Genomic DNA, 16,483 nt, shown 5'->3' with positions numbered 1-16,483 from the left:
GCGAGGGGCTGGCCCCTCGCGCTACCCTACGCCAAGATCAGGCCGCCGGCATCCGCTGTTCGACAATCTCAGCCCACCAGCTGCACCCTGCCGGAATGGCCTCGTCGTTGAAGTTGTACTCAGGGTGATGCACCGCCGCCGTGTCGCCATTGCCAACCAGAATATACGCCCCCGGCCGTTCTTCGAGCATAAAGGCGAAATCCTCGCCGCCCATGATCAACGGTGCTTCGTCACAATTGCCCGCCACTGAACGCGCGACATCCGCTGCAAAGTCGGTCTGCGCGTCGCTATTCACCATCACCGGATAGCCCAAGTAATAGGTGACATTGGCCGTTCCGCCAAATGTCGCCGCGATTCCGTTGCAAATCTCTTTGATGCGCTTTTCCGCCATTTCCCGCATTTCTGAACTCATCGTACGGACGGTACCTTTGATCTGTACCGTTTGAGGGATGACGTTAAAGGCGGTGGTTGAGGTTTCAAACGACGTGACCGAAACCACGACCTGATCCACCGGATCAGCATTGCGCGACGCCACCGTCTGCAATGCCAGAACCGCCTGCGCCGCCATCACGGTTGTATCGACTGTCTCATGCGGTTTGGCCGCGTGACCGCCCTTGCCCTCAAAGGTGATGTCGAATTGATCTGTGGCCGCAAAGAACGCGCCCGGACGAATGGCAAAACTGCCGACAGGACGGCCAGGCCAGTTGTGCATGCCATAGACCTCTTGGATGCCCCAACGGTCCATCATGCCGTCCTCGCACATCTCGCGGCCTCCGCCGCCACCCTCTTCGGCGGGTTGAAAGATCACCACGACGGTGCCGTCGAAATTCCGCGTTTCCGAGAGGTATTTCGCCGCGCCCAGCAACATCGCCGTATGCCCGTCATGACCACAGGCATGCATCGCCCCATCGGTCTTGGAGGCATACTCCAGACCCGTCGCCTCATGTATCGGCAGTGCATCCATATCGGCCCGCAGACCGATCACCTTGCCCCCCGTGTCGACCTTACCTTTGATCACCCCAACGACCCCGGTGCGACCAATTCCGGTGACAACCTCATCACAGCCGAATTCCTTCAGCTTCTCAGCAACCAGTGCGCTGGTGCGGTGCGTTTCGAATAGAATCTCGGGGTTTTCATGAATATCGCGCCGCCACCCAGTGATTTCACTCTGCAATTCGGCAAAACGGTTTTTGATCGGCATAGTCTTCTCCCATCTTTTTTCTTTGCCCCGGCTTTATCCCGGCGCGGAATTCTCAAGTCAGTCCAAAGACGCAGGCCGCAGCGCGCCGGACAGCAGGACAATCAGGATGGCCAAGGGCAACAAAACCATGAATGCCAATCGTAATGTAAGCATCTCGGCCAAAATCCCAATAAGCGGTGGGCCGATCAGTAACCCTCCGTACCCCAGCGTCGCCACACTGGCGATGGCCTGCCCCGGCGGCACATGCGGATCATTGGCTGCCCGGCTGAAGGCCAGCGGCATGATCACAGCATAACCAACCCCCATCAGGGCAAACCCCCCCAAGGCCAATCCCGCCTCTGATGCCGAGACCACACCGAACACGCCAAGTGCCGCGCAAATGCCTCCAAAACGGGCCGTTGCGACAGGACCAAACCGCGCGATTGCAAATCCGCCAGCCAGCCGAAACGCCACCATCGTCACCGAAAACACGGCATATCCCAACGCAGCGACGCTTTCGGCGGCACCGGTCACATCGCGCAGAAATATGGCACTCCAATCCGCTACGGCACCTTCCCCCAAAGCGCCGCACAGCGCAGTGAACCCAACCAAGATCAACGCACCGGACGGCAGGGCAAAGACACTGCCGTCATGTGAGACAGCTCTGCGCGACGTCCACTTAACCCAGGACAGGGCCAGCGCCAGCGCCACGACAACTCCGCCAGCCAGTAAAAAGTGCTGCATCACTGTCAGTCCCTGCTGCACCGCCCCGTATCCGCTAAGCGCCCCCAACCCGGCGCCCAAACTCCACATCGCGTGGAACGAGGACATGACGGGCTTGTCATAGGCTTGCTCGACCTCGGCGGCCCAGGCGTTCATGGCCACATCCATTGAACCGTGAAAGGCACCGAATACGAACAGGAACCCCGCCAGCGCCCAGAACCCATCGGCCACGGCCAACAGGATCAGAGACAACGTGTACAGCACCGCAATAACCCGCGTGATGGCTACGGCCCCGAACCGATCAGACAACCGCCCCGTCACCGGAAAGGAACACACAGCCCCCGCTGCCATGAACAGCAGACCATAGCCCAATGCCTCATGCGTCAATTCCAGCCTGTCCCGCACGGCTGGAATGCGAGATGCCCAAATGCCAAACAGCGCACCGTTCAGGATGAACATGGCAGCCACCGCCCGCCATGCAGACATAATTCCGATCACAGAAAACTCCCACGCGCAGCTTGCTGTTCCTAAAGCGCCCTAGGTAATTCGCAATTGCGGGCTATTGCAAACGCTTTCGAATCTGACGGATGGCAACCCAGACGCACAGAATGACAGGGATCGTCACAACTGAAGTCAACCGTCCCTGACTGATCCCATCCTCGGTCAGCGGGTAAAGAAAGTCACTGACCAGCGTCACCGCGTAGAAACTGATAGCTACCACAGACAGCCCTTCGACGGTGTGCTGTAACCGCAGCGCAATCTGGGCGCGCCGATCCATGCTTTCCAGCAGCGCCTGGTTTTGCGCACTGCGTTCCACATCGACCCGGGTACGTAACAATTCTCCGGCACGGATCGCCCGATCGGACAAAGCCTGCAGGCGGCGCTCGGTGGATTTGACGGTTCGAATGGCCGGATCGTACCGGCGCATCATGAAATCGGCGAAACTCTGACGGCTCTCAAACCGCTCTTCTCGCAGCACTTCGATCCGTTGGTTCACGATAGCCTCATAGGCCCCCGTAGCCCCAAACCGAAAGGAACACTGGGCGGACAGCGTTTCCAGCTCGGTCGAGGTGGACAATAGATCGGGCAGCAATTCATCTGGGTGCGCCGTGTTGTCGGTCATTTGCCCCATCAACTCGGTCAGCCTACCGTCCAATTCACCGATACGTGGGGTCAGCTGTTTGACGCGGGCAAACCCAAGCATTGACATTGCTTTATAGGTCTCGATCTCACACAAACGCTGAATGATCCGCCCCGTCCTGCGTCGCCCTGTGCCCTTGCTGACAAACAGCGCAAAGCGCATATGCCCGGCCGGATCGATACGGAAATCACTGGCACAAATGGCGGTATCGTCCAGCACCCGGGCTACGGCAAGGCTTTCAGGCTCGAACCAGTTCCCCAAAGAGGACCGGACCGCTTCGTCGTCCTGGCGTTCAACCACGCGGAGCATGGCCGACGTCACCCTCTGCCCTGGGCTGGCCATCAACCAATCAGGGGGAAAGACTTCGAAATCTGCCGGGTTGAAGGGGCGATCGCTGACATTTTGTGTAATCGCAGTGTAAGTGACGAATTCGGTATGCTGTTCCCATTTCAACCAATGACGGCCAATCTGACCAGCGTAATGCGTCGCCTCCGGCTGCGGATGTTGTGCGCCGTGGCGATCCAGCAGATTGATCAGATGGGCCAGATCCTCATTTCGGTCCCGCGCCACGGCTGCGTCTGGCTTCTTGATCGCCAAGAACACCACCGTGCACGGCGTCGCGGCCACCGGAAAGGGGCGCGCGTGCAGTTCATTGGCCAGCGCATAGCGCAGCGGGTGATCATCAATGGGCGTCATGCAGAGCTCCGTTTTGTCCGGGGCACTATACGCCACCTCAAAAATACATCAATTCTCTTTTTATTTCATATACTTAAGTGGATACGGCTGTATACATTCCCTCTATCTCATTGATTTGGCTGCCACAGCTCGATCGGATTGCCCTCGGGATCGTGAATGCAGGCAAACTTTCCCACCTCACTGTCCCACTCAGCACGTGTTTCCACGGTGATCCCGGCGGCCTCAAGCTGCGCTATCAACGCCGCCAAATCGTCTTCTTGGAAATTGATCATCCATTGCTGATCTGCGCGGCCGCAGTATTCCGTATCTTCGGCAAATGGGGCAAATACAGTTAACCCTTCGCGCTGCTACCAGGGCAAAGGATCGTAATGATTGACGCCCAAGTGTTTCTCATACCACGCGCTCAACGCGTCTGGGTCGCGGGCACGAAAGAACACACCACCTATGCCGTTTACTTTCTGCATGGCTACTCTCCTGACACCCACCACGTCAGACCAGTCTATCACAATCCGCCTGCTTCATCTGGCTACAAATATCCCCAAGGTCGGGAGGCAGAGCCTCCTTCACTACAAATAAGAAAAGGGCGCCCGAAGGCGCCCTTTGCAATTTGGTTACACCCCAAGCTCAGTCGATCATGGGCAGCAGTTTGTCGAGGCTGGCCTTTGCGTCGCCATAGAACATGCGGGTGTTTTCCTTAAAGAACAGGGGGTTTTCGATGCCCGAATACCCGGTGCCCTGGCCGCGTTTGGACACGAACACCTGTTTCGCCTTCCAGCATTCCAGAACCGGCATGCCGGCGATGGGGCTGTTGGGGTCTTCCTGTGCCGCAGGGTTCACGATGTCGTTCGAGCCGATGACGATGGCCACATCCGTTTCGGGGAAGTCGTCGTTGATCTCGTCCATCTCCAGCACGATGTCATACGGCACCTTCGCCTCGGCCAGCAGCACGTTCATGTGGCCCGGCAGACGGCCCGCGACCGGGTGGATCGCAAAGCGCACGTTCTTGCCCTGGGCGCGCAGCTTGCGGACCAGTTCGGAAACGGACTGCTGCGCCTGCGCCACGGCCATGCCATAGCCGGGGATGATGATGACACTGTCAGCATCGTTCAGCGCTGCGGCCACACCATCGGCCTCGATGGCAATCTGCTCACCCTCCACGGCCATCTGTTCGCCCTGCGGGCCACCAAAGCCGCCCAGGATTACGCTGACAAAGTGACGGTTCATCGCCTTACACATGATGTAGGACAGGATCGCACCGGACGAGCCCACCAGCGCACCAACCACGATCAGCAGGTCGTTGCCCAACGAGAAGCCGATCGCCGCCGCAGCCCAACCCGAATAGGAGTTAAGCATCGACACAACGACGGGCATGTCGGCACCGCCGATTCCCATAATCAGGTGATAGCCAATGAACAGCGCGGCCAGCGTCATCAGGAACAGCGGGAAGAAGCCGCCGGTCGAGGTGTACCAGACCAAGCAGATCAGCGAGAGACCTGCAGCCGCCGCATTTAGCGCATGACCGCCCGGAAGCTTGGTCGCCGCCGATGTGACCTTGCCGGCCAGCTTGCCATAGGCCACGACCGACCCGGTAAAGGTGATCGCACCGATGAAGATGCCCAGGAACAGTTCGACATGCAGGATTGCCAACTCAGCCGAGGTTTTCTTGGCAATCAGCTTAGCGAATGCCCCCAGATCAGAAAGGTCCGCTTCTTTTGCGCTGTCGGCAATGGCCATGACCTGCGCCACGTTGCCAATCTCAAAATGCGCGTTGAAGCCGACGAACACAGCCGCCAGACCAACCAGCGAGTGCATCGCAGCCACCAGCTGCGGCATCTCGGTCATCTGCACGCGTTGTGCGACGTACTGACCGATCAGGCCACCGCCCGCAATCAGCAGCAGCGACAGCAGCCACAGCCCCGAACCGGGACCAACCAGCGTGGCAAAAACCGCCAGCGCCATACCGACGATGCCATACCAGACCGCGCGCTTGGCGCTTTCCTGGTTCGACAATCCGCCGAGCGAAAGGATGAACAGAACAGCCGCAACAACGTAGGCGGCAGTAGTGAAGCCAAATTCCATGTGCCCGGCCTCCTTAAGATTTCTGGAACATGGCGAGCATGCGCCGGGTTACGAGGAAGCCGCCGAAGATGTTAATCCCGGCCATGAAGACAGACAGCGCCGCTAGCAGAATAACCAGGAACGACCCCGATCCGATCTGCATCAAGGCCCCAACAATGATGATCGACGAGATCGCGTTGGTGATCGCCATCAGCGGTGTGTGCAGGCTGTGAGCAACACCCCAGATCACCTGGAAGCCCACAAAAATGGCCAGCACAAAGACGATGAAGTGCTGCATGAAGCTGGCCGGAGCGATCAGCCCCACCAGCAGCATCAGCGCGCCACCGACACCCAGCAGGGTAAACTGCTGTTTGGTCTGCGCCTTGAAGGCCGCAATCTCTTGCGCCTTTTTCTCTTCCGGGGTCAGTTCCTTGACCTCGGGTTTTTTCTGCGCCGCAATCGCCTGCACCTTAGGCGGTGGCGGCGGGAAGGTGATCTCGCCCTCATGGGTCACGGTCGCGCCACGGATCACGTCATCTTCCATGTCGTGATTGATCTGACCGTCTTTCTCAGGGGTCAGGTCCGTCATCATGTGGCGGATGTTGGTCGCGTACAGAGACGACGATTGCGCCGCCATCCGACTGGGGAAGTCGGTATAGCCGATGATGGTCACGCCATTGTCGGTCACGACCTTCTCATCCGCGACGGTCAGCTTACAGTTGCCGCCCTTTTCTGCTGCAAGGTCGACAATGACCGAGCCCGGCTTCATCGCCTCGACCATATCCTTGGTCCAAAGCTCGGGCGCTTCGCGGTTGGGGATCAGCGCCGTGGTGATGACGATGTCCATCTCCGGGGCCAGTTCACGGAACTTGGCCAGCTGTGCCTCGCGGAACTCGTCCGACTGGACGCTGGCATAGCCGCCGGTGGCCGCGCCGTCCTGCTGGTCTTCTTCAAAATCCAGATAGACGAACTCGGCGCCCATGGATTCGACCTGCTCGGCCACTTCCGGGCGCACGTCGAACGCGTAAGTGATCGCACCCAGCGAGGTCGAGGTCCCGATCGCCGCCAGACCGGCAACACCAGCCCCCACGATCAGCACCTTCGCAGGCGGCACCTTACCGGCCGCCGTCACCTGGCCGGTGAAGAACCGGCCAAAGTTGTTGCCCGCCTCGATCACCGCGCGGTAACCGGCGATATTGGCCATCGACGACAGCGCATCCATTTTCTGCGCGCGGCTGATACGCGGCACCATCTCCATGGCGATGACGTTGGCGCCCTTGGCCTTAGCCGCTTCCATCCCTTCTTCGTTCCCTGCCGGGTTGAAGAAGGAAATCAGCGTCTTGCCCTTGGTCAGTCGCTTTAGCTCGGTTGCGTCGGGCTGTCGGACCTTGGCAACAATGTCAGCCGCTTTCCACAGCGATGCGGCGGTCTTGACCAACTCAACGCCTGCAGCCTCATACGCCGCATCCGAAAAGCCCGCAGCAGCCCCAGCGCCTTTCTCAATCAGGCACTCATAGCCCAGTTTCTGCAACTGCACAGCAGAGTCCGGCGTCATCGCAACGCGGTTCTCGCCCTCATATATTTCCTTCGGTGTGCCTATCTTCACTGGCAGTCCCCCTAGTTCTCACTCAAGCTGAGCGGGTGGTCGGTATTCTTCGTTAAGCAAACATGTATCTTGCGCAACATTATTTCGCAAGTGCAGCATTCACGATATGATATTATCGGTCTGTCCATCCTAAACCCACCGGCGGGTTTTACGTTCGTAACGGGCAAAATCAGCGTGAAAAGTACGGCGCAGGCGGTCTTCTTCGGGCAGAATGAACCGGCGCTCAAGCACCCAGACGAAGATTGGGATCAGGATCAGGGACAGCACCGCATCGAACCTTAAAACCAAACCAGCAAGAATCAGAACGTCGCCAACATAGATCGGGTTGCGGCTGCGTTTATATATGCCTGACTGAACCAGCGCCGAAGGTGTTTCGTGCGGGATAACGGTTGTTTTGTGACGACGAAATTCCACTATCGCCAATACCGCGATCAGGATGCCACCCCCGATCAGCAACCCGCTTAACAAGTCAGTCAATCCGCCGTCCAGCGACAACCCCAAAGGGAAATGACGCGACTGCAGCCAGGCCAGAAAAGCGAACCCAACAAGCCAGACGGGCGGTATGTCGATCCGGTGCATGCGCATCCCCGCAACTGACAACATGCACAGGCATGTCGTTTCTGGCCGATGTCCTACCGCTTTCGAACCGAATTGGCAAAAGCTCAGGTTGTCGCATCAATGGACAGGCCGATACGGATCGGCTAGGCCGAAAGAAAGCAACACAACACAAAGTAGTGAGCCGCCCATGACCGACTTTGCCGCGACCAAAGCCATGTTCGATCTGCCCGAGGATGTCATTTATCTGGACGGCAATTCGCTGGGTCCGTTGCCGCTGGCTGCCAGTGATCGTGTCAGTGACATGATGGTCAAGGAATGGGGCCAGATGCTGATCACCGGCTGGAACAAGGCCGGATGGATGGGTTTGCCGACCGGCCTGGGCGACCGCATTGGCCGTCTGATCGGCGCGGAACCCGGGACGGTTGTGACCGGCGACACCCTGTCGATCAAAGTGTATCAGGCCGTGGCATCTGCGCTGGAACTGTGCCCGGATCGCAAGGTGGTCCTGTCGGATAACGGCAACTTCCCGTCTGATTTGTATATGGTGGACGGGCTGCTGCGCTCGCTGGGGCCGAATTATGAACTACGCGTTGTCGCACCCGAGGACGTGGCCGCAAACATAACCGACGACGTTGCCGTGCTGATGCTTACTGAGGTGGACTATCGCAGCGGGCGCATACACGACATGAAGGCGCTGACCGAACTGGCACATGCAAACGGGACGGTCACTGTCTGGGATCTGGCCCATTCCGCCGGAGCTATCCCAGTGGACCTGTCCGGCTGCAACGCCGATTTCGCGGTGGGCTGCACATATAAATACCTTAACGGGGGCCCCGGTGCGCCAGCCTTTATCTATGTCGCGCCACGCTTGACAGATCGCGCCCGTCCGGCCTTGTCAGGTTGGCTGGGGCACGAGGCACCTTTCGCCTTCGACCTGGACTATCGCCCCGGCAGCGGGATCGAGAGGATGCGGGTCGGCACCCCTCCGATCCTTCAGATGACCGCCCTGTCCGCCGCGATGGACATCTGGGACATGGCGGACATGGCTGATGTGCGCGCCAAATCCATCGACTTGACCGAGTTGTTCATAGCCCGTGTCGAAGGCACCTGCCCTGAGTTGGAACTGGCCAGCCCACGTGATCCGCAGCAGCGCGGCAGTCAGGTCTCGTTTCGGTTTACTGAAGGTTACGCCGCCATGCAGGCTCTGATCGCGCGCGGCGTGATCGGAGATTTCCGCGCGCCGGATATCATGCGCTTCGGGTTCACGCCTTTGTATATCGACGCAAGGGACGTCGAGCGCGCTGTCGAAATCTTAGCTGACATTATGCAAAACCGTTTATGGGATGCACCGGAATTCAAAGTGCGGCAGCGGGTTACCTGACCTCAAGCCCCGCACTGATCAACGCCGCGATCTGCGCAACCTGCTGTTCATAGACCTCTGCACCTGCACCGATCAGCTTGAGCCCCTTAAGCGTGGCCGTAATCGTCCGACCAGTCTCGGCCGCACCGGCCAGCAGGCGCACCCGCCCGGCCCGTTCTTGCTGTGTCAGCCAATCCGCGTATAGCCCTGACAGTTTTGCCTCACCCTCCGCGATGATCTCGGCGGACAAGGATTTGGTGTTATCCAGCATCTCAAGCCCATGAGGCGAGGCCAGTATCGCGGCCATCCCTGCCGTCTGCGCCTGAATCGCACTGGCTAGAACCTCGGACACTGAACCTGACGTTGCCAGCGCCTCGGCAACAGCCGCGCATTTTTCGACATAGTAGACCTCGGTCAGTTTGCTGACGATCGCCTCTTTGTTCTTGAAATGCAGATACAGCGCCGGCCGGGACATCCCCGCCCCCTGCGCAATGTCATCCATCGAGGTTTTTCGGTACCCATAAGCGGCAAAAGCCTGAAAAGCCGAGTTCAGGATGGTTTTTTGCCGTAAATCGTCAACTGCTTCCGTCATACCAGAACCTCTGACATTTTTTGTATATTTTGTCAATTGACACACTGACACTTTGCGCTAAATATGTCAGCAACCAGCCACAGCCAGATGAGGTGCGCCATGGCGACCACCCTGAAGATTAACGGCAAGCAACATCAGGTTGACCTGCCCGATGACGTCCCCTTGCTTTGGGTCTTGCGCGATGAGGTCGGCCTGACCGGCACCAAATTCGGCTGCGGCGTGGCGGCCTGTGGTGCCTGCACGGTTCATATTGATGGCGAGGCTGTGCGCTCGTGCCAGGTGAGCCTGTCGGATGTTTGGGGCGATGTCACCACGATTGAAGGTATCGGGACGCCGGGTACGATGGCGACAATCCAGCAAGCCTGGGTCGATCATCAGGTGGCGCAGTGCGGATATTGCCAGTCGGGCCAGATCATGCAGGCCGCTGCGTTGCTGGCTGAAAACCCTGCACCTTCGGACGCCGATATTGATGAGGCGATGCAGGGCAACCTGTGTCGTTGTGGCACCTACCCCCGTATCCGCGCTGCGATCCATGACGCGGCTGACAAACTGAAGGAGGCGTAACTCATGGCTTCTGTTGGTAAAATCCTTCGCCGCACTTTCCTGATCGGCTCGGCCGCAATTGTCGGCGGCGTAGCATTCGGCGCCTATTATGTCAGCCGCCCCGCCGCGAACCCGCTAAAACCTGGCGAGGGTCAGGCGGCGTTGAACCCGTTTGTCCTGATCGACCAAAACGGCGTAACCCTCTTTGCACCGCGCGCTGAAATGGGTCAGGGCGTCAAGACCACATGGGCCGCGCTGATTGCCGAGGAATTGGACGTGGATCTGAACCAGATCACTGTGCTGCACGGTCCGGCGGCAGCGGCCTACTATAACTCTGCCATGCTGGGGGAAGGTTTGCCCAACAAGGGTTATGACATCTCGGACTTCCAGCACAATCTGGGCGAAGCGCTGGGTGTGCTTGGCAAAGCTCTTCACCTCCAGGTCACGGGTGGTTCGACATCGATGAAGGATGGGTTCGAGCGGATGCGTCAGGCCGGTGCCTCGGCCCGAGACACGCTCAAACGCGCTGCGGCCCTTCGTTTGGGTGTTGACCCGTCGGAACTGGGAACAGCCTCGGGGCATGTCATCGCGTCAAATGGCGACAAGATTGCCTATACGGACTTGGCCGTAGACGCCGCCGGGCTTGAGCCGGTTGAAGTGCCCCTTCGCGATCCGTCCGAATGGCGGTATCTGGGCCAAACCCAGCCGCGTCTGGACATGGTCGAAAAGGCAACTGGTACCGCCGAGTTTGGCGTCGATGTTCGCCTGCCGGGGATGAAATTCGCGGCCGTGCGCATGAACCCCAAGCTGGGCGGCGCGATGAATGGTTTTGACGACAGCGCCGCGCAATCCATGCCGGGGGTCGAGAAAATCGTTGATCTGGGCACAGGTGTCGCCGTGATTGCCAACAACACGTGGCTCGCCAATCAAGCAGTCGAGGCCATCGACGTGGATTGGGGTGACGCCCCCTACCCGCCCGAGACGGATGGCATTTTCACCAAGATCGCCGAGGCGTTTGATGACTCGGCGAATTCGACAATGCGCGACGATGGCGATGTCAGCGTCACACCCGAAGGCGCAACCGAGATTACCGCAGAATACCAAGTGCCCTATTTGGCCCATGCCACGATGGAGCCGATGAACGCCACCGCGCTGTATACCGGCGATGCGTTGGAGCTGTGGTGCGGCAATCAGGCCCCAACCCTGATCCGGTTCCGCGCGGCCAACACCGCTAATCTGGACACCGAAGCGGTACAGATCCACACCACATATCTGGGTGGTGGGTTTGGTCGCCGGGGTGAACTGGATTTCGGCGAGATTGCCACCAAGGTTGCCATGGCCATGCCCGGCACCCCGGTTCAGACGACCTGGAGCCGCGAAGAAGATATGCGCCACGACTATTACCGCCCCGGCGCCATTGCCCGGATGCGCGGGGCAGTGCAGGACGGCAAGGCAGTTCTGATTGACGGCAAAGTTTCGGCGCAATCCTGCACGCAGCAGGCCGTGACGAGATACACTGGCATGCCTGGTGCCGGCCCGGACAAGGTTCTGGTCGAAGGTTTTTTCAACCAGCCCTACGCGGTGCCGAACTACCGCATGAGCGGCCACATCCCCAAACTTGACGTCCCCGTCGGGTTCTGGCGGTCGGTCGGCAACAGCCATAACGGGTTCTTCCACGAAACCTTCATGGATGAGATGGCCTATGCCGCGGGCCGCGACCCGCTGGAATTCCGGTTGGAACTGATGAAGGGTGAACACGCCCCCTCGGCCGGTTGCCTCGAAGCAGTGCGCGAGATGTCCGGATGGACCGGGCAGACACCGGACGGCGTGGGGCGCGGCGTGGCGTTCACCTACAGTTTCGGTACTCCGGTCGCACAAGTGATCGAGGTGGTAGACGAAGACGGCACCATCCGCATCAACAAGGCGTGGATTGCCTGTGATATGGGGCTGGCTCTGGACCCCGAGAACGTCAAAGCGCAGATGTTCGGCGGCATGATGTATGGTCTGTCAGCAGCCTGCTACGGCGAGATCACCTTTGCCGAAGGTGAGGTCGAGCAATACAACTTCCCCGACTACGATGCGATCCGAATGCATACTGCTCCGCAGGTTGAGGTGCGTGTGCTGGAAACCAACCGCCACATGGGTGGCGCGGGCGAACCCGGAACGCCGCCGTCAATGCCGGCGCTTGGCAATGCGTTGTTTGATCTGACCGGAGAACGCGCCCGAAAGCTGCCTCTGAACCAACAGTTTGATCTGTTGATTTGATTGCAATGCGCCGGTCCCCTTTGTGGATCAGCGCGACATTCACGCCCGTTGCTGTACCAGACTGGCATCCGAACCGGTGGCCCATGCCCTTACGGCGGCACCGAATGCCTCGAACAAAGGTCGGGAAACGGGATCGTTGATTGCATCCCATTCAGGGTGCCATTGCACCGATAGAGTAAAGCCTGGCGCATCCTTGATATAGATCGCCTCGGGCGTACCGTCAGGCGCGTGGCCGTCGATGACAACACGGTCACCGACTGTCTTGATACCCTGCCCGTGCAAAGTGTTGGTCATCACTTCGGGCGCGCCGAATAGTTGGTGGAATACGCCACCTTCGTCCAGTGTCACCACATGTCGCAAGGCAAACTTCTCTTCCAAAGTTCCGTCCGGGGGCATGCGGTGGTTCATTCGACCCGGCAAATCGCGTATTTCAGGGTAGAGCGTGCCGCCCATGGCGACGTTGACCTCTTGAAACCCGCGACAAATGCCCATGAAGGGCTGACCACGCTCGACACAGGCCCGAACCAAAGGCAAAGTGACCGCATCCCGCGCCCGGTCGAACTCACCATGCGCGTCAGTGGCGTCCTCGCCGTATTCTTCGGGATGTACATTCGGGCGCCCACCGGTCAGCAGGAACCCGTCGCAGACCTCAAGCAATTCCTCAACCGTGACAAAGCGCGGGTCGGATGGAATCAGCAGCGGCAGGCAATGCGAAACATTTGCCACGGCCTCAGAGTTCATCGTTCCACCCGCATGGGTAGGGTATTCATCGTTCATAAGGTAAGAGTTGCCGATGATACCGACGACAGGTCGAGACATTCCGCATTCCTTGCAGTTTCTGTAACTAACAGGGAAGCTATCCTCAGCAGAAAGAACGTGCAACAGAACACGCCCTGCATGACGGCGCAAGGACGTGTTCAACTGCGCACAAAACGTTCGGGCTATATGGCAAATGTCGGAACAGAATTACAAATGATACCAAGTTTTTGAGAGTTTTTCCCTATTCTCTGGAAAAACCAGCACCACAGACTGATCGAAATCAGGCTTCTCCGGTCAGGCCTGCCCCCTCGACCCCGGTCATACCCGCAACGACATCATTGTCCGAAGTGTCGCCTGTCACACCAATGGCCCCGATCACCGCGCCCTTGCGATCACGCAGCAAAATTCCCCCCGGAACCGGCACAACCTGACCACCATAAACGCCGTTCACCGCATTCATGAAATAAGCCTGAGCTTCGGCACGTTGCATTTGCGCAGTGCCCGCCATGCCCAGCATGACCGACCCGTAAGCCTTACCATGCGCGATAGCGAAACGGCCGGGCGCTGCGCCATCTTCACGTTCAAACGCGATGACGTGCCCGCCCGCATCCAAGACCACGACCGAGAGCGGCTTCAGCTCCATCTCGCGGCCTTTCTCAAGAGTTTTGCGAATGATCGTGCGGGCTTTGCGCAGAGAAATGGTCATGGTGTGTCCTAACGTTTTTGCGAAGTTAAAGGCTGGCTTTCAGTTCAAGACGGCGCGCATGCAGAACCGGCTCGGTATACCCCGAAGGTTGAATACGTCCCTTGAATACCAGATCACACGCGGCCTGGAAGGCGATCCCGTCGAACCCCGGCGCCATCGGCGAGTATTCAGGATCATTTTCGTTCTGACGGTCCACCACGGCAGCCATTTTTTGCATCGCAGCCATCAATTGTTCTTTACTGACGACACCATGATGCAGCCAGTTGGCTAGTGCCTGCGAGGAAATCCGGCAGGTTGCCCGATCCTCCATCAGACCCACATCGTTGATATCCGGCACTTTCGAGCAGCCCACGCCCTGATCAATCCAGCGCACGACATATCCCAAAATGCCCTGCGCGCTGTTTTCGATCTCACGCGTGATCTCATCTTCGCTGAGGTTGCGGCCATCCAGCAGCGGTATCGTCAGCAAATCCCGCAACGTGCCACGGGCGCCACCAGCGGCCAGTTCGTCCTGACGGGCCAGAACGTCGACCTTGTGGTAATGCGTGGCGTGCAGGGTCGCAGCGGTCGGTGACGGCACCCAGGCGCAGGTCGCGCCGGATTGCGGATGGCCGATCTTGACCTCAAGCATCTCACCCATACGGTCGGGCATCGCCCACATGCCTTTACCGATCTGGGCTTTGCTCTTCAGGCCGCAAGCCAGACCGATATCGACGTTACGGTCTTCGTAAGACGCAATCCAGGGCGTGTTCTTGATGTCGCCTTTGGGCAGCACCGGACCTGCTTCCATCGAGGTATGAATCTCGTCCCCCGTCCGGTCCAAAAAGCCGGTATTGATGAAAGCCACGCGCGATTTCGCAGCTCGGATACATTCCTTGAGGTTGGCCGAAGTGCGGCGTTCCTCATCCATGATGCCCAGTTTTACGGTGTTGCGCGGCAGACCGAGAATGTCTTCGACCAAGTCAAAAATCTCGACCGAGAATGCCACCTCTTCCGGTCCGTGCATCTTGGGTTTCACCACGTAAACCGACCCGTTGACCGAATTGCCGCCTTCGCGCTGCAGATCGTGCATTGCGATCACAGTGGTGCAGAGCGCATCCATTAGACCTTCACCGGTCTCATTGCCGTCGGCATCCAGTACGGCGGGGTTGGTCATCAGGTGACCCACGTTACGCACCAGCATCAGCGAGCGGCCTTTCAGCGTTGCCTGCTCTCCATCTGCGGTGGTGTAATCGACATCCTCTGCCAGCTTGCGGGTGAAGGTATTTCCGCCTTTGGAAACCTCTTGCGTCAAGTCACCTTTCATCAGGCCCAGCCAGTTGCCATAGGCCACAACCTTGTCTTCGGCATCAACACAAGCAACCGAGTCTTCGCAGTCCATGATCGTTGACAAGGCCGCTTCGACGACCACATCGGCGATGCCTGCCGGGTCGGATGCGCCGATCGTGCTGGACGGATCGATCACGATTTTGACGTGCAGACCGTTGTTCTTCAGCAGTACGAATTCGGGGTTTTCAGCGGCGCCGCCATATCCAACAAAACGCGAGGAGTCCGCCAGCGCGGGCACCAGTGCTCCGTTTTCCACACGCAGTCCCGAGACATCCGCCCACGAACCGCTGGCCAGCGGTGCAGCGTCATCCAGAAAATCTTTGGCCCAGGCGATCACCCGTGCGCCGCGTTCAGTGTCATATCCTTTGCCAGTGGGAAGATCACCCATCGCATCAGTGCCATACAGCCCATCATACAAACTGCCCCAACGGGCGTTCGCAGCGTTCAGGGCAAAACGGGCATTGGTAATCGGAACAACTAACTGCGGCCCGGGGATTGCTGCGATTTCGGGATCGACATTTGCCGTTTCAATCTGGAAATCGGGGCCTTCTTCTACCAGATACCCGATTTCTCGCAGGAATGCCTCGTATGCGGCGGCATCATGGGCCTGCCCCTTGCGTTCCAGATGCCAACCATCAAGACGGCTTTGAATTTCCGACCGCTTAGCAAGCAGTTCCCGATTTTTTGGGCCAAGCTCATCAACCAAGCGGGCGAATCCGGACCAGAACACCTCGGGCGTGACACCTGTTCCAGGCAATGCCTGATTTTCGATGAAATCCGCCAGCTCCCAGGCAATCTGCAGCCCTTTCCGGGTTTCTCTGCCGCTCATAAGTCAATTCTCCCGCATTGTGTACGTTGGCATGCAGGCGTCAATTAGTGCGAAAGTTTCCGATAGGCAACAGACCCCTCAAGTTTCCGGTGGAATTTGAAGACCAAATTGACCTGCCTGGCGGCTCGGAATACCCAG

General features: G+C 58.7%; 15 protein-coding genes. 3 read left to right on the top strand and 12 right to left on the bottom strand.

Translation table 11 applies throughout. The annotated features are described in order from the left end of the window. Positions 1-37: 37 nt before the first annotated feature. The 8 genes from ACR0DL_RS01750 to ACR0DL_RS01715 form a co-directional block, all read right to left on the bottom strand. Entirely contained in the window at positions 38-1,201 is a 1,164-nt protein-coding gene (locus tag ACR0DL_RS01750) for a M20 aminoacylase family protein (protein ID WP_170374580.1), read from the bottom strand. A 57-nt stretch (positions 1,202-1,258) separates the two neighbouring features. Continuing rightward, positions 1,259-2,401 carry an MFS transporter gene (locus ACR0DL_RS01745; protein ID WP_480687307.1) on the bottom strand — a complete coding sequence of 381 codons (1,143 nt, stop codon included), beginning with the start codon at positions 2,399-2,401 and terminating at the stop codon, positions 1,259-1,261. A 61-nt stretch (positions 2,402-2,462) separates the two neighbouring features. Then, a complete protein-coding gene (locus ACR0DL_RS01740) occupies positions 2,463-3,740 on the bottom strand; it encodes a DUF3422 family protein (protein WP_170532781.1) in 1,278 nt (425 codons plus the stop codon). Between the two features lie 107 nt (positions 3,741-3,847). After that, the gene (locus ACR0DL_RS01735) at positions 3,848-4,012 is read right to left on the bottom strand and encodes a VOC family protein (RefSeq protein ID WP_480687305.1); all 165 of its coding nucleotides are present in this window, start codon (positions 4,010-4,012) and stop codon (positions 3,848-3,850) included. Positions 4,013-4,087: 75 nt separating this feature from the next. Then, a complete protein-coding gene (locus ACR0DL_RS01730; RefSeq protein WP_480646143.1) occupies positions 4,088-4,204 on the bottom strand; it encodes a VOC family protein in 117 nt (38 codons plus the stop codon). Between the two features lie 160 nt (positions 4,205-4,364). Further along, positions 4,365-5,819, bottom strand: coding sequence for an NAD(P)(+) transhydrogenase (Re/Si-specific) subunit beta (locus tag ACR0DL_RS01725; RefSeq protein ID WP_170360212.1), 1,455 nt, complete (start codon positions 5,817-5,819; stop codon positions 4,365-4,367). Positions 5,820-5,832: 13 nt separating this feature from the next. Beyond that, positions 5,833-7,404, bottom strand: coding sequence for a Re/Si-specific NAD(P)(+) transhydrogenase subunit alpha (locus ACR0DL_RS01720; RefSeq protein WP_480636027.1), 1,572 nt, complete (start codon positions 7,402-7,404; stop codon positions 5,833-5,835). Between the two features lie 129 nt (positions 7,405-7,533). After that, complete coding sequence (locus ACR0DL_RS01715; protein ID WP_480657869.1) at positions 7,534-7,983, bottom strand: methyltransferase family protein; 450 nt, start codon at positions 7,981-7,983, stop codon at positions 7,534-7,536. A 166-nt stretch (positions 7,984-8,149) separates the two neighbouring features. Here ACR0DL_RS01715 and kynU point away from each other — a divergent pair, with 166 nt between their 5' ends. Then, entirely contained in the window at positions 8,150-9,343 is a 1,194-nt protein-coding gene (gene kynU / locus ACR0DL_RS01710) for a kynureninase (protein ID WP_480687303.1), read from the top strand. Here kynU and ACR0DL_RS01705 read toward each other — a convergent pair. Further along, on the bottom strand, positions 9,336-9,914 hold the full coding sequence (locus ACR0DL_RS01705; protein WP_480687301.1) for a TetR/AcrR family transcriptional regulator: 579 nt from the start codon (positions 9,912-9,914) through the stop codon (positions 9,336-9,338). The two genes, kynU and ACR0DL_RS01705, sit on opposite strands and share 8 nt — an antisense overlap. 99 nt (positions 9,915-10,013) lie before the next feature. Here ACR0DL_RS01705 and ACR0DL_RS01700 point away from each other — a divergent pair, with 99 nt between their 5' ends. Next, positions 10,014-10,478, top strand: a complete 465-nt coding sequence (locus ACR0DL_RS01700) for a (2Fe-2S)-binding protein (protein ID WP_480687299.1) — start codon at positions 10,014-10,016, stop codon at positions 10,476-10,478. Positions 10,479-10,481: 3 nt separating this feature from the next. Continuing rightward, positions 10,482-12,722: a xanthine dehydrogenase family protein molybdopterin-binding subunit gene (locus ACR0DL_RS01695; protein ID WP_480687297.1), complete on the top strand. Its 2,241-nt coding sequence runs from the start codon at positions 10,482-10,484 to the stop codon at positions 12,720-12,722. A 39-nt stretch (positions 12,723-12,761) separates the two neighbouring features. On the opposite strand, the gene ACR0DL_RS01690 is transcribed toward ACR0DL_RS01695, so the two are convergent. From ACR0DL_RS01690 to ACR0DL_RS01680, 3 genes are all read right to left on the bottom strand, one after another. Further along, positions 12,762-13,541 carry a gamma-glutamyl-gamma-aminobutyrate hydrolase family protein gene (locus tag ACR0DL_RS01690; RefSeq protein ID WP_480687295.1) on the bottom strand — a complete coding sequence of 260 codons (780 nt, stop codon included), beginning with the start codon at positions 13,539-13,541 and terminating at the stop codon, positions 12,762-12,764. Positions 13,542-13,761: 220 nt separating this feature from the next. After that, positions 13,762-14,187: a GlcG/HbpS family heme-binding protein gene (locus ACR0DL_RS01685; protein WP_170348089.1), complete on the bottom strand. Its 426-nt coding sequence runs from the start codon at positions 14,185-14,187 to the stop codon at positions 13,762-13,764. Positions 14,188-14,212: 25 nt separating this feature from the next. Beyond that, the gene (locus ACR0DL_RS01680) at positions 14,213-16,345 is read right to left on the bottom strand and encodes a malate synthase G (RefSeq protein WP_480687293.1); all 2,133 of its coding nucleotides are present in this window, start codon (positions 16,343-16,345) and stop codon (positions 14,213-14,215) included. Positions 16,346-16,483 lie beyond the last annotated feature (138 nt).

This window comes from Ruegeria sp. BB5 (assembly GCF_056539405.1).
The sequence above is the reverse complement of the archived record's forward strand: the minus strand, read 5'-3'. Positions and strand labels throughout refer to the sequence as shown.

What these genes read in the sequence shown, in the direction of transcription:
- ACR0DL_RS01750 (WP_170374580.1), bottom strand. Translation starts at nt 1,201, where the DNA reads ATGCCGATCAAAAACCGTTTTGCCGAATTGCAGAGTGAAATCACTGGG.
- ACR0DL_RS01740 (WP_170532781.1), bottom strand. Translation starts at nt 3,740, where the DNA reads ATGACGCCCATTGATGATCACCCGCTGCGCTATGCGCTGGCCAATGAA.
- ACR0DL_RS01735 (WP_480687305.1), bottom strand. Translation starts at nt 4,012, where the DNA reads ATGATCAATTTCCAAGAAGACGATTTGGCGGCGTTGATAGCGCAGCTT.
- ACR0DL_RS01730 (WP_480646143.1), bottom strand. Translation starts at nt 4,204, where the DNA reads ATGCAGAAAGTAAACGGCATAGGTGGTGTGTTCTTTCGTGCCCGCGAC.
- ACR0DL_RS01725 (WP_170360212.1), bottom strand. Translation starts at nt 5,819, where the DNA reads ATGGAATTTGGCTTCACTACTGCCGCCTACGTTGTTGCGGCTGTTCTG.
- ACR0DL_RS01715 (WP_480657869.1), bottom strand. Translation starts at nt 7,983, where the DNA reads ATGCACCGGATCGACATACCGCCCGTCTGGCTTGTTGGGTTCGCTTTT.
- kynU (WP_480687303.1), top strand. Translation starts at nt 8,150, where the DNA reads ATGACCGACTTTGCCGCGACCAAAGCCATGTTCGATCTGCCCGAGGAT.
- ACR0DL_RS01705 (WP_480687301.1), bottom strand. Translation starts at nt 9,914, where the DNA reads ATGACGGAAGCAGTTGACGATTTACGGCAAAAAACCATCCTGAACTCG.
- ACR0DL_RS01700 (WP_480687299.1), top strand. Translation starts at nt 10,014, where the DNA reads ATGGCGACCACCCTGAAGATTAACGGCAAGCAACATCAGGTTGACCTG.
- ACR0DL_RS01695 (WP_480687297.1), top strand. Translation starts at nt 10,482, where the DNA reads ATGGCTTCTGTTGGTAAAATCCTTCGCCGCACTTTCCTGATCGGCTCG.
- ACR0DL_RS01690 (WP_480687295.1), bottom strand. Translation starts at nt 13,541, where the DNA reads ATGTCTCGACCTGTCGTCGGTATCATCGGCAACTCTTACCTTATGAAC.
- ACR0DL_RS01685 (WP_170348089.1), bottom strand. Translation starts at nt 14,187, where the DNA reads ATGACCATTTCTCTGCGCAAAGCCCGCACGATCATTCGCAAAACTCTT.
- ACR0DL_RS01680 (WP_480687293.1), bottom strand. Translation starts at nt 16,345, where the DNA reads ATGAGCGGCAGAGAAACCCGGAAAGGGCTGCAGATTGCCTGGGAGCTG.